This window comes from Caloranaerobacter ferrireducens, from assembly GCF_001730685.1.
Lineage (GTDB): Bacteria > Bacillota > Clostridia > Tissierellales > Thermohalobacteraceae > Caloranaerobacter > Caloranaerobacter ferrireducens.
Map to the genome: position 1 here is coordinate 44,682 of NZ_MDJR01000003.1, position 17,157 is coordinate 61,838.

General features: G+C 28.4%; 16 protein-coding genes. 12 read left to right on the forward strand and 4 right to left on the reverse strand.

Features of this window, described 5'->3' with window-relative positions:
• Positions 1-11 precede the first annotated feature (11 nt).
• The 3 genes from BFN48_RS06245 (at position 12) to BFN48_RS06255 (ending at position 3,895) form a co-directional block, all read left to right on the forward strand.
• Positions 12-1,037, forward strand: coding sequence for an electron transfer flavoprotein subunit alpha/FixB family protein (locus BFN48_RS06245; protein ID WP_278287316.1), 1,026 nt, complete (start codon positions 12-14; stop codon positions 1,035-1,037).
• Positions 1,038-1,142: 105 nt separating this feature from the next.
• On the forward strand, positions 1,143-2,849 hold the full coding sequence (locus BFN48_RS06250; RefSeq protein WP_069650051.1) for a sigma-54 interaction domain-containing protein: 1,707 nt from the start codon (positions 1,143-1,145) through the stop codon (positions 2,847-2,849).
• Between the two features lie 80 nt (positions 2,850-2,929).
• Positions 2,930-3,895, forward strand: a complete 966-nt coding sequence (locus BFN48_RS06255; RefSeq protein WP_069650052.1) for a 2-hydroxyacid dehydrogenase — start codon at positions 2,930-2,932, stop codon at positions 3,893-3,895.
• Between the two features lie 38 nt (positions 3,896-3,933).
• Here BFN48_RS06255 and uppS read toward each other — a convergent pair whose 3' ends face one another.
• Complete coding sequence (gene uppS / locus BFN48_RS06260) at positions 3,934-4,578, reverse strand: polyprenyl diphosphate synthase (RefSeq protein WP_069650053.1); 645 nt, start codon at positions 4,576-4,578, stop codon at positions 3,934-3,936.
• Between the two features lie 167 nt (positions 4,579-4,745).
• Here uppS and BFN48_RS06265 point away from each other — a divergent pair, with 167 nt between their 5' ends.
• From BFN48_RS06265 to BFN48_RS06305, 9 genes are all read left to right on the forward strand, one after another.
• Entirely contained in the window at positions 4,746-5,627 is an 882-nt protein-coding gene (locus BFN48_RS06265) for a DUF5685 family protein (protein ID WP_207644704.1), read from the forward strand.
• Positions 5,624-6,232: a J domain-containing protein gene (locus BFN48_RS06270; RefSeq protein WP_069650055.1), complete on the forward strand. Its 609-nt coding sequence runs from the start codon at positions 5,624-5,626 to the stop codon at positions 6,230-6,232. Before BFN48_RS06265 ends, BFN48_RS06270 begins: the two co-directional genes overlap by 4 nt.
• 14 nt (positions 6,233-6,246) lie before the next feature.
• A complete protein-coding gene (locus BFN48_RS06275) occupies positions 6,247-6,765 on the forward strand; it encodes a hypothetical protein (RefSeq protein ID WP_069650056.1) in 519 nt (172 codons plus the stop codon).
• Between the two features lie 192 nt (positions 6,766-6,957).
• Entirely contained in the window at positions 6,958-7,953 is a 996-nt protein-coding gene (locus BFN48_RS06280; protein ID WP_069650057.1) for a 2-hydroxyacyl-CoA dehydratase family protein, read from the forward strand.
• Between the two features lie 2 nt (positions 7,954-7,955).
• Positions 7,956-8,723 (forward strand): acyl-CoA dehydratase activase, encoded by a 768-nt coding sequence (locus BFN48_RS06285; RefSeq protein WP_069650058.1) that lies wholly within the window; start codon positions 7,956-7,958, stop codon positions 8,721-8,723.
• 244 nt (positions 8,724-8,967) lie between these two features.
• Positions 8,968-10,038, forward strand: a complete 1,071-nt coding sequence (locus BFN48_RS06290; protein ID WP_069650059.1) for an MBL fold metallo-hydrolase — start codon at positions 8,968-8,970, stop codon at positions 10,036-10,038.
• Positions 10,026-10,265 carry a DUF3006 domain-containing protein gene (locus BFN48_RS06295; protein WP_242863231.1) on the forward strand — a complete coding sequence of 80 codons (240 nt, stop codon included), beginning with the start codon at positions 10,026-10,028 and terminating at the stop codon, positions 10,263-10,265. The genes BFN48_RS06290 and BFN48_RS06295 overlap by 13 nt, the downstream gene beginning before the upstream one ends.
• Positions 10,266-10,277: 12 nt before the next feature.
• The gene (locus tag BFN48_RS06300; RefSeq protein ID WP_069650060.1) at positions 10,278-11,777 is read left to right on the forward strand and encodes a YjjI family glycine radical enzyme; all 1,500 of its coding nucleotides are present in this window, start codon (positions 10,278-10,280) and stop codon (positions 11,775-11,777) included.
• The gene (locus BFN48_RS06305; protein WP_069650061.1) at positions 11,770-12,603 is read left to right on the forward strand and encodes a YjjW family glycine radical enzyme activase; all 834 of its coding nucleotides are present in this window, start codon (positions 11,770-11,772) and stop codon (positions 12,601-12,603) included. The genes BFN48_RS06300 and BFN48_RS06305 overlap by 8 nt, the downstream gene beginning before the upstream one ends.
• Before the next feature lie 153 nt (positions 12,604-12,756).
• Here BFN48_RS06305 and BFN48_RS06310 read toward each other — a convergent pair whose 3' ends face one another.
• The 3 genes from BFN48_RS06310 to BFN48_RS06320 form a co-directional block, all read right to left on the reverse strand.
• Positions 12,757-14,022: a nucleotide sugar dehydrogenase gene (locus tag BFN48_RS06310; RefSeq protein ID WP_069650062.1), complete on the reverse strand. Its 1,266-nt coding sequence runs from the start codon at positions 14,020-14,022 to the stop codon at positions 12,757-12,759.
• 74 nt (positions 14,023-14,096) lie between these two features.
• A complete protein-coding gene (locus BFN48_RS06315; protein WP_242863232.1) occupies positions 14,097-15,806 on the reverse strand; it encodes a glycosyltransferase family protein in 1,710 nt (569 codons plus the stop codon).
• Positions 15,807-16,320: 514 nt separating this feature from the next.
• On the reverse strand, positions 16,321-17,025 hold the full coding sequence (locus BFN48_RS06320) for a glycosyltransferase (RefSeq protein ID WP_069650063.1): 705 nt from the start codon (positions 17,023-17,025) through the stop codon (positions 16,321-16,323).
• Between the last annotated feature and the right edge of the window lie 132 nt (positions 17,026-17,157).

Below are 17,157 nucleotides of genomic sequence, written 5' to 3' on the forward strand. Positions count from 1 at the left end.
GTACCTTGAATATTAAAGAATTTAGAGGTGTGTATGTTTTTGTTGAGCAGAGAGAGGGTGAAATTCAGAGAGTTTCATTGGAGTTAATTGGAAAGGGTAGAGAGATTGCAAAAAAAATAGGCGAGTCTGTTACGGCTGTTATACTTGGGTATAATATAAAAGACAAAATAGATACTCTAATTTACTATGGAGCTGATGAAGTTATTTATATAGATGATGAAATATTAGATGTTTATATGACTGAACCTTATACTAAAGCTTTAACAGAAGTAATAAAATCAAGAAAGCCAGAAATATTTTTAATTGGTGCTACGGCAATAGGTAGAGATTTAGCACCTAGAGTTTCAGCTAGAATACATACAGGGCTTACAGCAGACTGTACTTCTTTAGATATAGAAGAAGAAACTAGAAATCTTTTAATGACAAGACCAGCTTTTGGTGGCAATTTAATGGCTACAATTGTCTGTCCAGACCATAGACCTCAAATGTCTACAGTAAGACCTGGAGTTATGCCATTGCTTGAAAAAGATGAAAACAGAGTTGGAAAGATTGAAGAGTTTAAAGTTAATTTTTCTAAAGAAGATATAAATGTTGAAATATTGGAAATAGTAAAAGAGAAAAAGCAGAAAATAAAAATTGAAGAAGCAAGTGTATTAGTTGCAGGGGGAAGAGGTATTGGTAAACCAGAGAAATTTGAATTGCTTAAAAAACTTGCAGATAAGCTTGATGGATTAATTGCAGCCTCACGTGCAGTAGTTGATGCTGGATGGATTGATAGAGAACATCAAGTAGGACAGACTGGGAAAACAGTTAGACCTGATTTATATATAGCATGTGGTATTTCAGGAGCAATTCAACATTTAGCTGGAATGGAAGAATCAGATTTTATTATTGCAATAAATAAAGACCCTGAAGCTCCTATTTTTGAAGTTGCTGATATTGGTATTGTTGGAGATGTAAATAAAGTAATTCCTGCATTAATTGAAGAAATAGAAGCTGTGAAAAAATCAAAAGAAATGCAAAACTCTCTTGACTAAAAGTCAAGAGAGTTTTTTTATAGTAAAATTACTGATGTTTTGTTTTTAAAATGCTAATATGATATAATTTTAACAAAGTCTATTTATATAAAGGGTGAGAGTGCAATGGAATTTGCAAGTAGTTTTAGAGAAGTTTTTAAAAATATGACTGACGCAGTAATAGGAATAGATAAATTAGGTAATGTTGTTATAATTAATGAAGCTGCAAAGAAAATATTTGGATTTGAAACTATAAAAAAGAAAAAAATAGAAGATTTTATATTGAGTATTAAGCTCAATATAGTATTAGAAACTGGAAAAGAAGAACTAGAGAATAATTTTATATATAATGGAAGAAAATTTGTTTTAAACAAAATACCTGTATTTAAAGATGAAAAAGTTGAAGGAGCAATAGCTTTATTTCGTGAAGTTACAGATTATAGTAAATTGATAAAAATAATTAAAGAAGATAAAGTACATTTAGAAATACTCAATACAATTTTAGATGTATTAAATGAAAAAGTTGTTGTAGTAGATGAAAAAGGAATAATTACTATGATGAGTAAAGCATATAAAGAATTTATTGGTAGCCCTAACCCTGAAGGTAAGCACGTCACTGAAGTTATAGAAAATACAAGAATGCATATTATTTTAAAAACAGGAGTAATGGAAATTGGTGAGATTCAAGAAGTACAAGGTAATAAAATGGTAGCTATGCGTATTCCGATAAAAAAGAATGGAAAAGTAATTGGTGCTGTTGGAAAAGTTATGTTTAAAGATGTGAGTGATTTAGTTACTTTGACTAATAAAGTTAATAGATTAGAGCAAGAATTAGAATATTATAAGAGTGAATTAAACAAAGAAAGAACTGCAAAATATTCATTTAAAGATATAATTGGCAGTAGTGCTAGTATTCAAGCAGTAAAAGAATTGGCTATGAAAGTAGCAAAAACAGATTCGAACGTTTTGATTACAGGAGAAAGTGGAACAGGAAAAGAGCTTTTTGCACATGCTATTCATAATGCTAGTAAAAGATATTTAGGTCCGTTTATTAGAATAAATTGTGCTGCAATACCAGATGAACTACTTGAATCTGAATTGTTTGGATATGAAGAAGGTGCGTTTACTGGTGCTAAAAAAGGTGGAAAGAAAGGAAAATTTGAACTAGCTAATGGAGGGACGATTTTACTTGATGAAATAGGGGATATGCCTATCAAAATGCAGGCTAAACTTTTAAGAGTAATCCAAGAAAAAGAGATTGAAAGATTAGGAGGAAATGTTGTAAGAAATATAGATGTTAGAATAATAGCGTCTACAAATAAAGATTTGGAGATACTTGTAAAACAAGGATTATTTAGAGAAGATCTCTATTTTAGACTTAATGTAATGCCTATTAAAATACTTCCTTTAAGAGAAAGAAAAGAAGATATCAGTATGCTTGCAAAAAAACTTCTTGTAAAAGTATCTAGTAGACTAGGAAAATATGTGGAAGGTATTTCGGATGATGCAATAAAATGTCTTGAAAGTTATGATTGGCCTGGAAATATTAGAGAGTTAGAAAATGTTATTGAAAGGGCAGTAAATTTATTAGATTCAGATTTGATTATAAAGCCTGAGCATTTGCCTGAAAAAATAACTAAAAAAAGATCAAAGAAATACGTTTGTGAAGAAAAAAGTTTAAAAAAAATAATAGAAGAAATAGAGAAAGAAATTATTTTCGAATGTTTAGAAAAAAACAATTGGAATAAAAATAAAGTTGCTAAAATACTAGGAATTAGTAGAATTGGTTTATATAAGAAGATAGAAAGATATAATTTACAAAGTGTGCATTAGATAATTAGTTTATCTATTGAAATATATAAATATTAAGCGATAAAATAATTATAACTAATAGAATCAAGGGGAGGAGTTTTGTGAATAGAAAAAAAGTTTATATAACACGAAAAATACCTGATATAGGAATCAACCTTCTAAAGCAGCATTTTGAAGTTGAAATTAATATGGAAGATAGACCTTTAACTAAAGAAGAATTAATAAGCAATATTGAAGATAAAGATGCTGTGTTGTGTCAATTAACAGATTTGATTGATAAGGAAGTATATGATAGGGCTAAGAATGTAAAGATATTTGCAAATTATGCAGTAGGATTTAATAATATAGATGTTGATGAGGCTACAAAAAGAGGTATTATTATTACAAATACGCCTGGTGTGCTATCAGATGCAACTGCTGATTTAGCTTGGACTCTTTTATTAAGTGTTGCAAGAAGAATAGTTGAAGCTGATAAATATACTAGAGCTGGAAAGTTTAAATGTTGGTCTCCGACTCTTTTTTTAGGGCAAGATTTGGTTGGAAAGACTTTAGGCATAATTGGTGCTGGTAGAATAGGTAAGACGCTAGCTAAGAGGAGTATTGGGTTTGAGATGAAGATTTTGTATCATAATAGAAAAAGAGATGAGGAAATGGAAAAAATGTTTAATGCTAAGTGGGTTGATAAAGATACTTTGTTAAAAGAATCAGACTTCATTTCTCTTCATGTTCCACTTACAAAAGAAACTTATCATATGATTGGAGAACGTGAATTCAAATTAATGAAAGAGACTGCAATTCTAATAAATACAGCTAGAGGTCCTGTGGTAGATGAAAAAGCACTAGTAAAGGCTTTAAAAGAAAAAGAAATCTGGGGAGCGGGATTGGATGTTTATGAAAAAGAACCAGAAGTAGAGGAAGATTTAAAGAAAATGGATAACGTTGTTTTAGTGCCACATATAGGTAGTGCAACTATTAATACGAGAGATAATATGGCGAAAATAGCTGCAAAAAACATAATAGCTGTATTAAACAATGAAAAACCATTAACTCCTGTAAATGATATATAAGTTAAAATATAGGCTTAACAATATGTTAAGCCTATATTTTATCCTCCTAATGTTATGTCCTGTTTATCGTACCATTCAAGAGCTTGGTAAAAATGCTCTTCTCTAAAATCAGGCCAGTAATCATCAATGAAATAGAAGTCTGAATAAACTGTTTGTAAAGGTAAAAAACCACTTAATCTTTTTCTACCTCCCCAGCGTATAACTAGGTCTATTCTTGAAATATCTTTTGAATGCAATAAGCCTATTACATTATTGGAGATATTTTTCTGATTTATTAAATTTTTTATATCCCATTGCCAACCATAGTTAACTAAAAAATTAACTTTTATACCTCCTTTACCAAATGTTTTTCTATTATTAGTATAAGGCAGTAATTCTTTAGGAAACATAGGAGAATCAGTATTACCTACTACTAACAAAGAAGCATCTTTATTTGAAAGTAATTCTACAGCTTTTATACATGCTTTAGTAAACGCTCTAGTTTGTATTGAAGGCCTTTTAGTATTATCCACAGTAAAACCATAAAATGTAAGCTCTTTAACTCCTATTTTTTTGCATAATTCAAACACTTTAATACCAGGGTCAAGACCTTTTTCATAGCCCATTTCTTTTGAAAGTCCTTTCCCGACGGCCCATCTTCTATTTCCATCAGGAATTATTCCGATATGTTTTGGTATTCTCATAAGTTTACCTCCGATTTTAATTTCAATTCTATTATTGCCATTTAATAATAAACTATAATCAATTTCTTGAGTATTGGAGATTTTTTGGCAAGAATATTATTGTTATTTCTTATTTCATACTTTAAAATATTAATTAAGCAATTAAATCAATTTAAAAAACAGAAAGAGTGGATAAATTGTTTGGCTATGTAACACCATATAAAGATGAATTGAAAGTTAGAGAATACAATACATTTAAAGCATATTATTGCGGATTATGTAAGACTCTTGGAAGTGAATTTAATCAAGTAGTTAGATTTGGACTAAATTATGATTTTACTTTTTTAGGTCTTTTGTTATCATCTTTAGACGAAGAAAGAGACAAGATAAAATTTGAAGGCTGTATTGCTAATCCATTTAAGAAAAAGCCTATTATAGTGAAAAATAAAAATCTTAGTTATAGTGCTTATATTAGTGTTATTCTAGTTTATTATAAATTGTTAGATGATTGGAAAGATGAAAGAAATTTACTTTCTTTAATGGGTATGATACCCTTTATTTTTCCCAAAAATAAAGCTAAAAACGTTTTTGAAGATAAATATTTAGCTGTTGTAAATAATTTAGACAAGCTAGCAAAACTAGAAAAAGAAAAATGTGATATTATTGATGAGAGTGCTGATGTTTTTGGTAAGCTAATGGAAGAGATAGCTGCATCGCCGTTTATTAGTGATGATAGGACGATAAGAGTTTTAAGATGGCTTGGGTATAATTTAGGACGCTTTATTTACGTATTAGATGCATTTAATGATATTGAAAAAGATGTTAAAGAGGGGAATTATAACCCTATTCTTTTACAATATAAATATAACTTAGAAGAAGGATTAGAAAGTTTTATTAATAGAGTAAGAGAACCTATAGAATTTACTCTGACATTTACGCTAGACAATTTGGCAAAAAGTTACGAATTACTTGATATAAAATATAATAGAAGTATAATTGAAAATATAGTTTACATGGGAACAAGGCAGAAAATGATGCAGATTCTTAAGAAAAGGAGTTGTAAAAAATGAAAAATCCTTATGAGGTATTAGGTCTTAGAGAAGGTGCAAGTGAAGAAGAAATAAAGAGAGCATATAAGAGACTTGTGAGAAAATATCATCCAGACCAATATGTTAACAACCCTCTTGCTGATCTTGCTGAAGAAAAACTAAAAGAAATTAATGAAGCATATAACATTCTTATGAATAAAAGGAATAGAAATAATGAAGATAATAATAACTGGAATTACTATCGATATGAAAGCGATAGTTATAATGAGTTCAATAAGGTTCGCAGATTAATTGATATGGGAAGACTTAAAGAAGCATATGATATATTAGAAAACAGTACGAATAGAGGAGCAGAATGGTATTTCTTAAAAGGAGTAATATTGTTGAAAAAAGGCTGGTATGAGCAAGGATATCAGCATGTTAGGAGAGCTGTAAATTTGGATCCAAACAACGTTGAGTATAGAAATGTATTAAACAATATTTCTTTTAGAAATGAAACTTATAGAGATGTAGGGCGAAATATGGGTTATGGGGGCGATACTTCTCTTTGTGAAATTTGTCAGTGTTTAATATGTACTGATTGTTGTTGTGAATGTATGGGAGGAGATTTTATTACTTGCTGTTAATGGGGGCAAATAATATGAGTAATTCAAGCAAGTCAAAAAAAGTAGCTCTAGGTGGTATTGTTGTATTATTATCTGTTTTGTGCCTATATTTAGCTTCGATATTACCTACTAATAAAATTTTTTTCTTTTGTTTGAGTACTGTTTTTATCGCTGTTATTATAATAGAATTTAAAACTTACTTTTCATTAATAACTTATGGAGCTGTCTCTATTTTAGGATTTATAGTTATACCTAACAAATTAATAATGATACCATATGTAATTTATTTTGGGTATTATGGAATAATAAAATATTATATTGAAAAAATAAATAATATTTTAGTTGAATGGGTAATAAAAATAGTCCTTTTCAACTTATTTGTCTATGTAACTTATATAATTACAGTAAACTTATTTGTTAGTAATTTATATATAAAACTTCCAATATGGCTTATCTTATTGTTATTACAAGTATTATTTATTATTTATGATATATGTTATAGCTTAGCTATCAATTATTATAAATATAAATTAAGGAAGTTATTAAGGGTTTGATGTGAAATTAACATTGAGTATTTAAAATATTTATGCTATACTTAATCAGCAAAATTGAATAAGACAGTTCGAAACCATCCTGTCTTTAAACAAAACTACGGGCCAGCTACCGATATAGGTAGTTTTAATAGAGAGGGCACGTATGCCCTTTTTTTGTACTTTTTGGATTTAATTGTTTAGGAGGTACTTAAGATGAAAACAATAGGGATAACTACAACCGTTCCAATAGAAGTTTTATTAGCTGCTGGATACAGAGTTATTGACTTAAATAATCTTTTTATTACTTCAGAGGATTATGGAAAATATATAGAGATAGCAGAAAGAGATGGTTTTCCAAAAAGCTCATGTGCTTGGATTAAAGGTATCTATGGGGCAGTTTTGGAAAATGAGATTACTGAAGTAATAGGTGTAATAGAAGGAGATTGTTCAAATACTAAAGTGTTGATAGAAGTATTAAAACAAAAGGGCATAAAGGTATATCCTTTTTCATATCCACATAGTCATAGCTTAAGTGATGTAAAGAAAGCAATAAAAGATTTTATGTCTTTATTTGGAGTTTATGAAACTCAAGTTGAGTTAATCAGAAAAAGACTAAACGATATTAGAAAAATTGCAAAGAGGATAGATGAGCTTACGTATATAGAAGGAAAAGTAAATGGGTTTGAAAATCATTTATATCAAGTAAGTTTGAGTGATTTTAATGGAAATATAGACGAATTTGAGGAAATGCTATTAAAAAAATTGCATGAAATTGAAAAAAGAAGTCCAGTAATGAGGAAAGTAAGATTAGGGTATATAGGTGTACCACCTATGACTGGTGATTTATATGAATTTGTAGAGAAATTTGACTCACATATAATTTACAATGAAGTTCAAAGAGAGTTTGCTTTTCCAAGGGCTGAAAATGCTAAAGATATTTATGAGCAGTATTATGATTATACTTATCCATATGATATTGGGTTTAGATTAGAAAAGATAAAAGAAGAAATTAAGAAGAGAAAAATAGATGGTATTATACATTATACTCAAGCTTTTTGTTATAGAGCAATCGAAGATATTATTATAAAAAAAGAATTAGATGTTCCAGTTTTAAATATAGAAGGTGATAAATTAAATCATCTAGATGCTAGAACTAAATTTAGAATAGAAGCATTTTTAGATATGCTTAGTGACTTGAAGGGGTGCTGAAGTTGAGAATTTTAGGAATAGATTTAGGAAGTAGAGAAGTAAAGGTTGTGTTAATGGAAGATGAAAAGATAATAAAAATGTTTAAAGTTAGTACAATGTCTTTTTATAGAGATTATTGCAACTTTGATGGAAAGATAGTAGTAGACTTGCAAAAGCTTAGTATTAAAGATGTAGATATAGCAATTTCAACTGGATACGGAAGAAATAATACTGATTTAAGAAAGTTTGAGCCCATCAATGAAATAAAGGCTCATGTATATGGTGCAATTTATCAGAGTGGTTTAAAGGATTTTATTTTATTGGACGTTGGTGGTCAAGATGTTAAAATTGTGAAAGTTGAAAAGGGAATTATAAGTGATTTGGAGCTGAATGACAAATGTGCAGCTTCATGTGGTAGATATTTAGAAAATATGGCTAATGTTTTAGAGGTTTCTTTAGATGAATTATTTAAACATTATAAAGATCCAGTTGAGCTTAATTCAACTTGTGCAGTTTTTTCTGAATCTGAACTAATAGGGAAAATTGCAGAAGGAGTTAATTTAGAATCGCTATGTTCTAGTGTTAATTTTTCTTTATACAAGAGATTGAAGCCGCTTTTGACAAGATTTAAAGGCAGAAAGCTAGTACTTTCAGGTGGCGTAGCTCGTAATAGTGCACTAATAAAATACTTAAGTGCAGATTATGATGAAGTAATTTCATTAGATTATCCTCAGTTTAATGGTGCCATAGGCTGCTGTTATTATGGAAGAATAAGATCGAAAAAAGAATAGCAATTATGGATGATAAGAAAGCATAAATTATTGATAAAGCAAGACAAGTTCAAATAAGGAAAGTATAAATATATATCTATCCAATAGGCTGATAACTGGTGGCTGACAGCTAATAATCTGCAGCCATCAGTTATTTATTTTTTGTCATTTGATAATCGAAAAACAAATGGCGAAGTCGTTATATCTATTTATGTTATAATTATATTAACAATGATAATATTTCTGCATCTAGGGAGGTATGACAATGATGAAGTTTATAAAAGCAACAAAAATGAAACTTTTAGTATTAATCTTATTGATTGTATTTCTTTTTGGTTGTACTGGAGTTGATGTATCGAATCAAAATGTATCAAATAATAGCTATAGTTTATTAAAAGTTCATTTTCTTGATGTTGGGCAGGCAGATAGTATACTTATACAATTTCCTAATGGTGAGACTGCATTAATAGACGGTGGCAATAGAGAAGATGGAAGATTTGTAGTTGAATACATAGAAAAAATGGGTATTAGTAGGATTAATTATATTATTGCAACTCATCCACATGAAGATCATATTGGTGGATTGCCAGAAGTTATAAAAAGTTTCGATATCGGAAAAGTGTATATGCCAAATAAGACAAGTAATACAAGAATATTTAAAAACTTATTGGAAGAAATAAAAAACAAAGGTCTAAAGATTATACAAGCAAAAGGCGGCTTAAGTATTATAGATACAGAGGACTTGAAGTTTACAATAATTGCTCCAAATTCTGAAAAGTATGATGAAACTAATGAATATTCAATAGTAAATAAGTTAATTTATAAAAATACTTCTTTTATTTTTACAGGTGATGCTGAAAAGGATTCTGAAGAAGAAATGATAAAGCTAGGTTATAATTTAAAGGCAGATGTTTTAAAGGTTGGACATCATGGTGGTAGGACTTCAACAAATTATGAATTTTTAAAAAGAGTTAATCCTAAATTTGCGGTTATATCAGTTGGTAAAGATAATGATTATGGGCATCCTCATAAAGAAGTTTTAAAAAGACTAGATAAAATGGGAATAAAAGTATTTAGAACAGATGAATTAGGAACTATAATTGCAACTTCTGATGGATATAAAATCAACTTTAATAAAGAAATTGTGAAAAATAATGATGATGCAACAAAAAATGAAAGAGATAAAAAAATAATTTATATAGGAAATAAAAAAACAAAGGTTTACCATACTACAACGTGCAAAAGTTTACCAAAACAAGAAAACAGGGTAATATTCAATAGTAAAGAAGAAGCAGAAAAAGCAGGATATAGGCCTCATAAAAATTGTATAGAATAGGGGGTATTTTTATTAAGGGTATAATTGATAGATTTGAAGGAGAATATGCTCTAATTGAGCTAGAGAATTTAAAAGTTATTAATATACTTAAAGATAACCTTCCACAGAATGCTAAGGAAGGAGATGTAGTAGTAATTAAAGATAATGAGTGTTATATAGATATAGAAGAAACACAAAGAAGAAAGGAGCAAATAGAAAAAATTTTCGAAGATTTATTTGAAGGTTAGGGAGTGGAATTTATGGAAAATGTATTAAATATTATTAAAGATAAAACATTAACATTTGAGCAAAAAGTGTTACAGTTAGCAAGAGAAGCTGAAAATTCAATAAATGTATTAAATATTAGTTCTGAAGCAAAAGAGTTTATGGATAAAGGCATTATATGTGACTTGTTTGAAGGTAATGCACCTTATAGACCTAGATATATATTGCCTGATTATAAAAAATTTATGGAGAATGGCAGTAGATTTTTAGGTTTAAAACCTGCCGAAAATCTGTTGGAAGCTGTTAATAACCTATTGATTTTATATAAACATGTACCTTCAATAACATCGTTTCCAGTATATTTAGGTGAAATAGATAAATTATTAGAGCCTTATGCAGCAGATGAAGATGAAGAATATGTATTAAGTATAATAAAATTGTTTTTAACTCATATAGATAGGACTTTAACTGATTCTTTTGTTCATGCCAATATTGGGCCAGAAGCTACTAAGGTGGGAAGAGCGATATTAATTGCAGAAAGGGAATTAAGAAATGCAGTACCTAATTTAACGCTAAAATATAGTAAAGACACACCTAGAGATTTTGCAATAGAGGCTGTAAGAACTGGATTAGAGGTTTCTAAACCGTATTTTGCAAATCATAAAATGTTTCAAAAGGATTTTGGTGATAGATATGGAATAGCAAGTTGTTATAATGGATTGCCTATAGGTGGAGGAAGTTATACATTAGTAAGATTAAATTTAAAGCGACTTGCTGAAATAAGTTCAGGAATTGACGATTTTCTTAATAGAGTAATTCCTTATACAGTAAAATTAATGGTTGAAGTAATGGATGAAAGAATAAGATTTTTGGTTGAAGAAAGTAATTTCTTTGAAAGCAGTTTTCTTGTTGATGAAGGTTTGATTTTAAAGGATAGATTTACAGCAATGTTTGGAATTTTTGGATTAGCAGAATGTGTTAACATATTATTAAATGCAGTGGACAAAATGGAGAAATATGGTCATTCTGAAAAAGCTAATAATCTTGGTATTAAGATAATCGAGAAGTTAAATAAAGAAGTTAATAATTATCATAATCCATATTGTAAGATTACTAAAGGTAAATTTCTTCTACATGCACAATCAGGTATATCTTCAGATATAGATGCTAGTCCTGGTTGTAGAATACCAATAGGTGATGAACCAGAAATTTATGAGCATATTTTACAAGCATCTATGTTTCATAAGTATTTTCCATCTGGGATAAGTGATATATTTACTTTCGATAGTACAGCGAAAAATAATCCAGAATACGTATTAAATATTATAGATGGTGCAATGGAAAGTGGTTTAAGAATGTTTTCTTTCTATTGCAGTGATAGTAATTTGATAAGAATTACAGGATATTTAGTTAAAAAATCAGATATGGATAGGCTAAAAAATGGATGCCAAGCGCTACAAGATACAGTTTCTTTAGGATTGGAAGCAGTTGAAAAGCAAGATCTTCTAAATAGAAAGGTAAGAAGATATGACTAAAGGTTATGTAAATAAAATTTTACCCTTTAGCTCTGTGGATGGGCCTGGAAATAGAACGGTAATATTTTTGCAAGGTTGTAATTTTGATTGTTTGTATTGTCATAATCCAGAAACTATTAACTATTGTATAAATTGCGGAATATGTGTCTATAAATGTCCATATAATGCACTTAGTATAATAAATAATAAAGTTATATGGGATGAAAAGTACTGTAAAAACTGTGATTTATGTATAAAAACTTGCCCAAATTCAAGTTCACCAAAAGTAAAATTGATGACTGTAGACGAAGTAATTGATTTTGTAAGAAAAATGAAGCCCTTTATTTCTGGTGTTACTATTTCTGGTGGAGAGTGCACATTACAGTATAATTTTGTTAGTGAAATATTTAAGGAAACAAAGGAAATAGGATTAACTACTTTTTTAGATTCCAATGGTTATATACCTTTAAAAAATCTAAGATTATTAGTTGAAAATATGGATATGGCAATGATAGATCTGAAATCGTTTGATAGAGATGAGCATTTAAAACTTACTGGAAAAGATAATGAAACTGTAATTGAAAACGTAAAGTATTTAGCAAAGATTAATAAACTGTATGAGGTCAGAACTGTAATAGTACCAGATATTTTAGATAATTACTATAATGTTGATAATATAAGCAAATTAATAGCCAGTTTAAATCCAAATATAAGATATAAGATTATCAAATATAGACCAATCGGAGTACGTGAGGGAGTACACTGCTTTGTACCAGATGATGAGCTGATGGAGAAATTATTTAATATAGCATCAAGAAATGGATGTAAGAATGTAATTTTGATTTAAATAAAGCCATATCTAGTGATATGGCTCCGATTGCCTACAAAACCTTTGCTATATTAAATATTTGCACGGGTTTTGTTGACAATCTGTGGCAACTGAAAGCCGCTTGATGTTAGTTATGCTTTGAAAATTAAGTTTTAAAGAGATTTTTATAAATTAATCAATTGTAAATAAATTACCTAAGTTTATTATTTTAATTTTTTTAAAGTTATTATCGATTTTTTTAATAATGTTTTTTGTGTCAAATATTATTGGTGTACGCATCTTTTTTACTAATTTTACGTAATTAATATTCTTAAACTCGTTATGATCTGCTAGAAGTAAAATCATATCGGCATTTTCTATAGATTGATTAATTGTTGAGGTTGCTATAATATCTGTTTTTACATATGGATCATATATTGTAACGATAAAGCCCTCATTTTTGAGGAGTTCTATGATTTTTAATGCTGGACTTTCCCTAATATCATCAACATTACCTTTGTAAGCAATTCCAAACACAGCTATTTTGGGCTTATTTATGTCTTTTGTAAGTTGTTTAACTTGTGATACTATATAATAAGGCATATTAGAGTTAATTTCCCTTGCTAAAGAAATGATTCTTGCTAGATAAGGGGTTTTTTGGATGATAAAATAAGGATCAACAGCTAAACAGTGTCCACCTACCCCTGGGCCAGGTAGATGTAGATTAACCCTTGGATGTTTGTTTGCAAGTTTGATTACTTCAAGCACATTAATCCGCAGTTTGTTACAGATTTTAACTAATTCGTTCACTAAAGCTATATTTACGTCTCTAAAAGTATTTTCTATTAGTTTTGTCATTTCTGCAGTTTTTGCATCTGTTATTAAAATTTCTCCTTTAATAAAGGATTTATAAATTTCAGCTGCTTTTTTTGCACAAATTGATGTGCAACCTCCAATTATTCTGTTATTATTCACCAATTCGTCCATTATCCTTCCTGGGAGGACCCTCTCAGGACAATATGCTAAATATATATCTTTGCCAACATTAAAACCAGCTTTTTCTATGATAGGTTTAATAATATCTTCAACTGTATGTGGTGGAATCGTTGATTCAATAATTATAATATTTTCTTTTTCTATATATGGTATAATCGATTTTATTGCTGTTATTACAAAACTTAAATCGCAGCATTTATTTTTGTTAAGCGGAGTTGGAACGGATATAATAAAAATATCTGCTTTTTCAGGCTTTGTTTTGGCAACTAAACGTTTTTTAGCTACCATATCGCTTACAATGTTACATAATTTTGGTTCGTTAATATGGATTTTTCCTTTGTTAACTGTCTCAACAATCTCTTTATTTATATCAATGCCAATTACTTGATATCCATTTAATGCTAGAATTGCTGAAGTGGGCAATCCTATATAACCAAGTCCTAATACGCAAATTTTTTTCATAACAAACCTCCTTTTAGCATTTAGGGGCTTTTATAACTTATGGTAAATATAACACGAAAATAATAAATGCTATCCTACACAGTAACCTTGCTTTTATAATCCTCTATATTACTATTAATAATGATACATTCTTTTAACAAATCTTTGTTTTGAATTTTCCAAGTATGTTCATTAGTACAATTATGTCGAATATATACATAGTTAAATCTATCAGTAGAATAGATTTTGAAACTATTATTTATACAATTTTTTAAGAATTGTATATCCTCATTACTGGATTTGTTTGGAAATTTTACTTTGTTAAATATTTCTTTTTTAAAAGTTAGTGTTGATCCTTTAATGAATTTAGTGTACATATTTTCATTGTTTGGATGCTTTATTGCTAATATTTTACTATCTTCAAAATAAATATAATAAGAGCATTTACCGATTATTTCTGCGTCAGTATATGAATATGCATTAATGATATCAACGAGATAATCTGGAGCATAATAATCAGAGTCATCAAATTTTGATATTATTTCAAATTTTGACTGTTCAATTCCAAAATTTAAACATTCACCTGACGAAATTTCTTCATTCAATTGAAATACTCTAATATTTTCATACTGTTTTGCAATTTGTTCTGCTTCGCATAGGTTTATGTTATTATTGTTTAAAATAATTATTAACTCTTTTTTGACATATTTTTGTCTATTAAAATTTTCAATAATATTGCTAATAAAATCAAATCGTTTGGTACAAGTAATAATTGACACACCTGGATCATTCGTATTTATGGTATTAACACCAATAGATACTAAAATAGTCTTTAATCTATGTTTATAAGTATGTTTTTTAAAAATTTCTCTTTGACCAAGTAATGATAATTTATCTCTTAATTCTTTGTCTTTTAATAAAATCTTTAAATATTTTTTTGTATCTTCTTGCGTTTTGCACATTTTAACAATATTTGGGAAAAAAATTTCTATTCCTTTAGAATAACTACTAATAATATTAGTTCCGCATGCCAGTAATTCGAATACTCTTCTTGAAAACATTGTAGAGCTATTTTCAACTGAATTAACATTTAAAAACACATCGTATCTTTTATAGATTTTACTCATTTCTTTATAAGGGAGGCCCTTTATTATATACGGTTGGTACTCATAGGGGAATTTAAATAAACTATGTTTATTATTATAATTTCTATCGTAAATGTGCAAATCGTATTGGAAAGCTGGTTTTAAAATTATATTCATATATTCTTTTCTTTTTTCATGTCCTTTAGCATACCAAGAACCTGCAAAAGCAACTTTTCCAAGTTTTTCTGTATCTTTATTAATTGGATTGTGGATTTTAGGTTGTGCAGCAAATGGTAAAGTATATACATGGTTGTTTCCTATTAGCTCTTTATACTTAGGAATACTTTCTGCATCTGTGGTAAAAATATAATCGAAAAGCTTTGCAGCATTAATAAATCTTTTGAAATTTACAGGATCCTCTTTGTTCCAGAAAACTGTTGGAATTTTGTTTTTTTTACACCAATCAACTATTTTTTTTAAAGTAGTATCACCAAATCTGTGCAAATCAGCGATTTTGTTTATCCATTGATTATTAATACCATTCCATGCTGACTCTACTAATAAAAGGTCAGGTTTTTCACATTCTAGTGTATTTTTCCAATCATATACTCCTAAGGGGATAAGTTTGCATTCATATTTGAAACATTCGTAACTAATTTCGTCTAAAATACATGCTATTTTTAAATTTGGGTTAGTTATTTTACAAGCTTTGTTATACACAATATTTTTAGTTTTATTTTGATCTGAAATATTTTTTATTATATTTAGTTTTTTTTTAGTATTTCAACAAGTGAATAGTTGACAGTCTTTATCATTTTTATATTACGATTAGACATTTTTGCACCCCTTTCTGGAGTTTATTATAATTTTAAAGTGTTTGCTTGTTACTTACATTTAAAATGAGAAATAAATAAAGAAATGCTAGTTATAAATTTTTATTTCCTATCTTATTTATATGATTTTATTTATTTTATGTGAAGAAATTATGGAGGGGCGTATTATTTTGTATAATTGATAATTGTGGAATAAAACTAATAAGCTGACTATTAGCCTAGAGTGATTTTCAGAAGACTATCGATATTTTTTGAAACGAAGAAGTATGAAGAGAGGAAAATTGACGAATTAACATCAAACCATAAAATGTATTTCAAAATAATATGATTATATAAAGTAGTATCTTTTAATTCAACGTATGTTTGTACTAGGTTATCCAAGTCTAAATTAATTTGTTGGATTAATTTGTGTTTCCCATAAATTCTTTTAAAATTTCTTTTATTTTAAATTCGTCTATTATTATATCCTTATCTTTAACGAGTTTAAATGAGGTTGAATCATTGTTAGAATGAATAACGACAACATAATTAGCCTTATCTAAAATTTCATGAGGGACTTTAATAACATCTGTATGGCCACCAGGTAATTTATACCTTTTTCCTTCTATATAATCTTTAACTTTATATATTAACGTATAGAAAGGGGGAGAGGTAAAATGAATTTTTGCTAATCGGTTTTGTAGTGAATCATATAAATAACCGTTTTGGTTAATTAACGCTATAGTATTTTCTTTAGGCTTATATTCATGCAATTGTTGTATAAAAGATTTGTGATACATGTCATCAGAATCTAACCGTACCAAATATAAATATTCGTATCCCCTTATACATTCTAAAATTTGATAGCGGTGTTCACTTTGACTAACAAATTTAACGTTGTGTGGAAGGGTATCATAATTAGTAAGTGCTTGTTTCACTAATTCTCTCGTACTATCATCATATTGAATAAGGGCAATAAAATCCTGGTTAGTTTGAATTTTCAAGCTTTGCAAAGTGAACTTCATAAATATTAAGATTCGCTGGTTAATCCATTCTTTAGTTAATCTTTTATTACTAAATGTGCAGACATTGAATGGAATATCTATAATGATCTTTTTTCTATCCATATACTATTTCACCTCATATATTCAATTTTTTTATTTGGAGTAGATACTTAAATAGTTCCATTAATTAGTCAAATTCAATATTTTGGTTTCCTACTGTTTGATTATCAAATTTTAGACATTCAACCTTAAGAA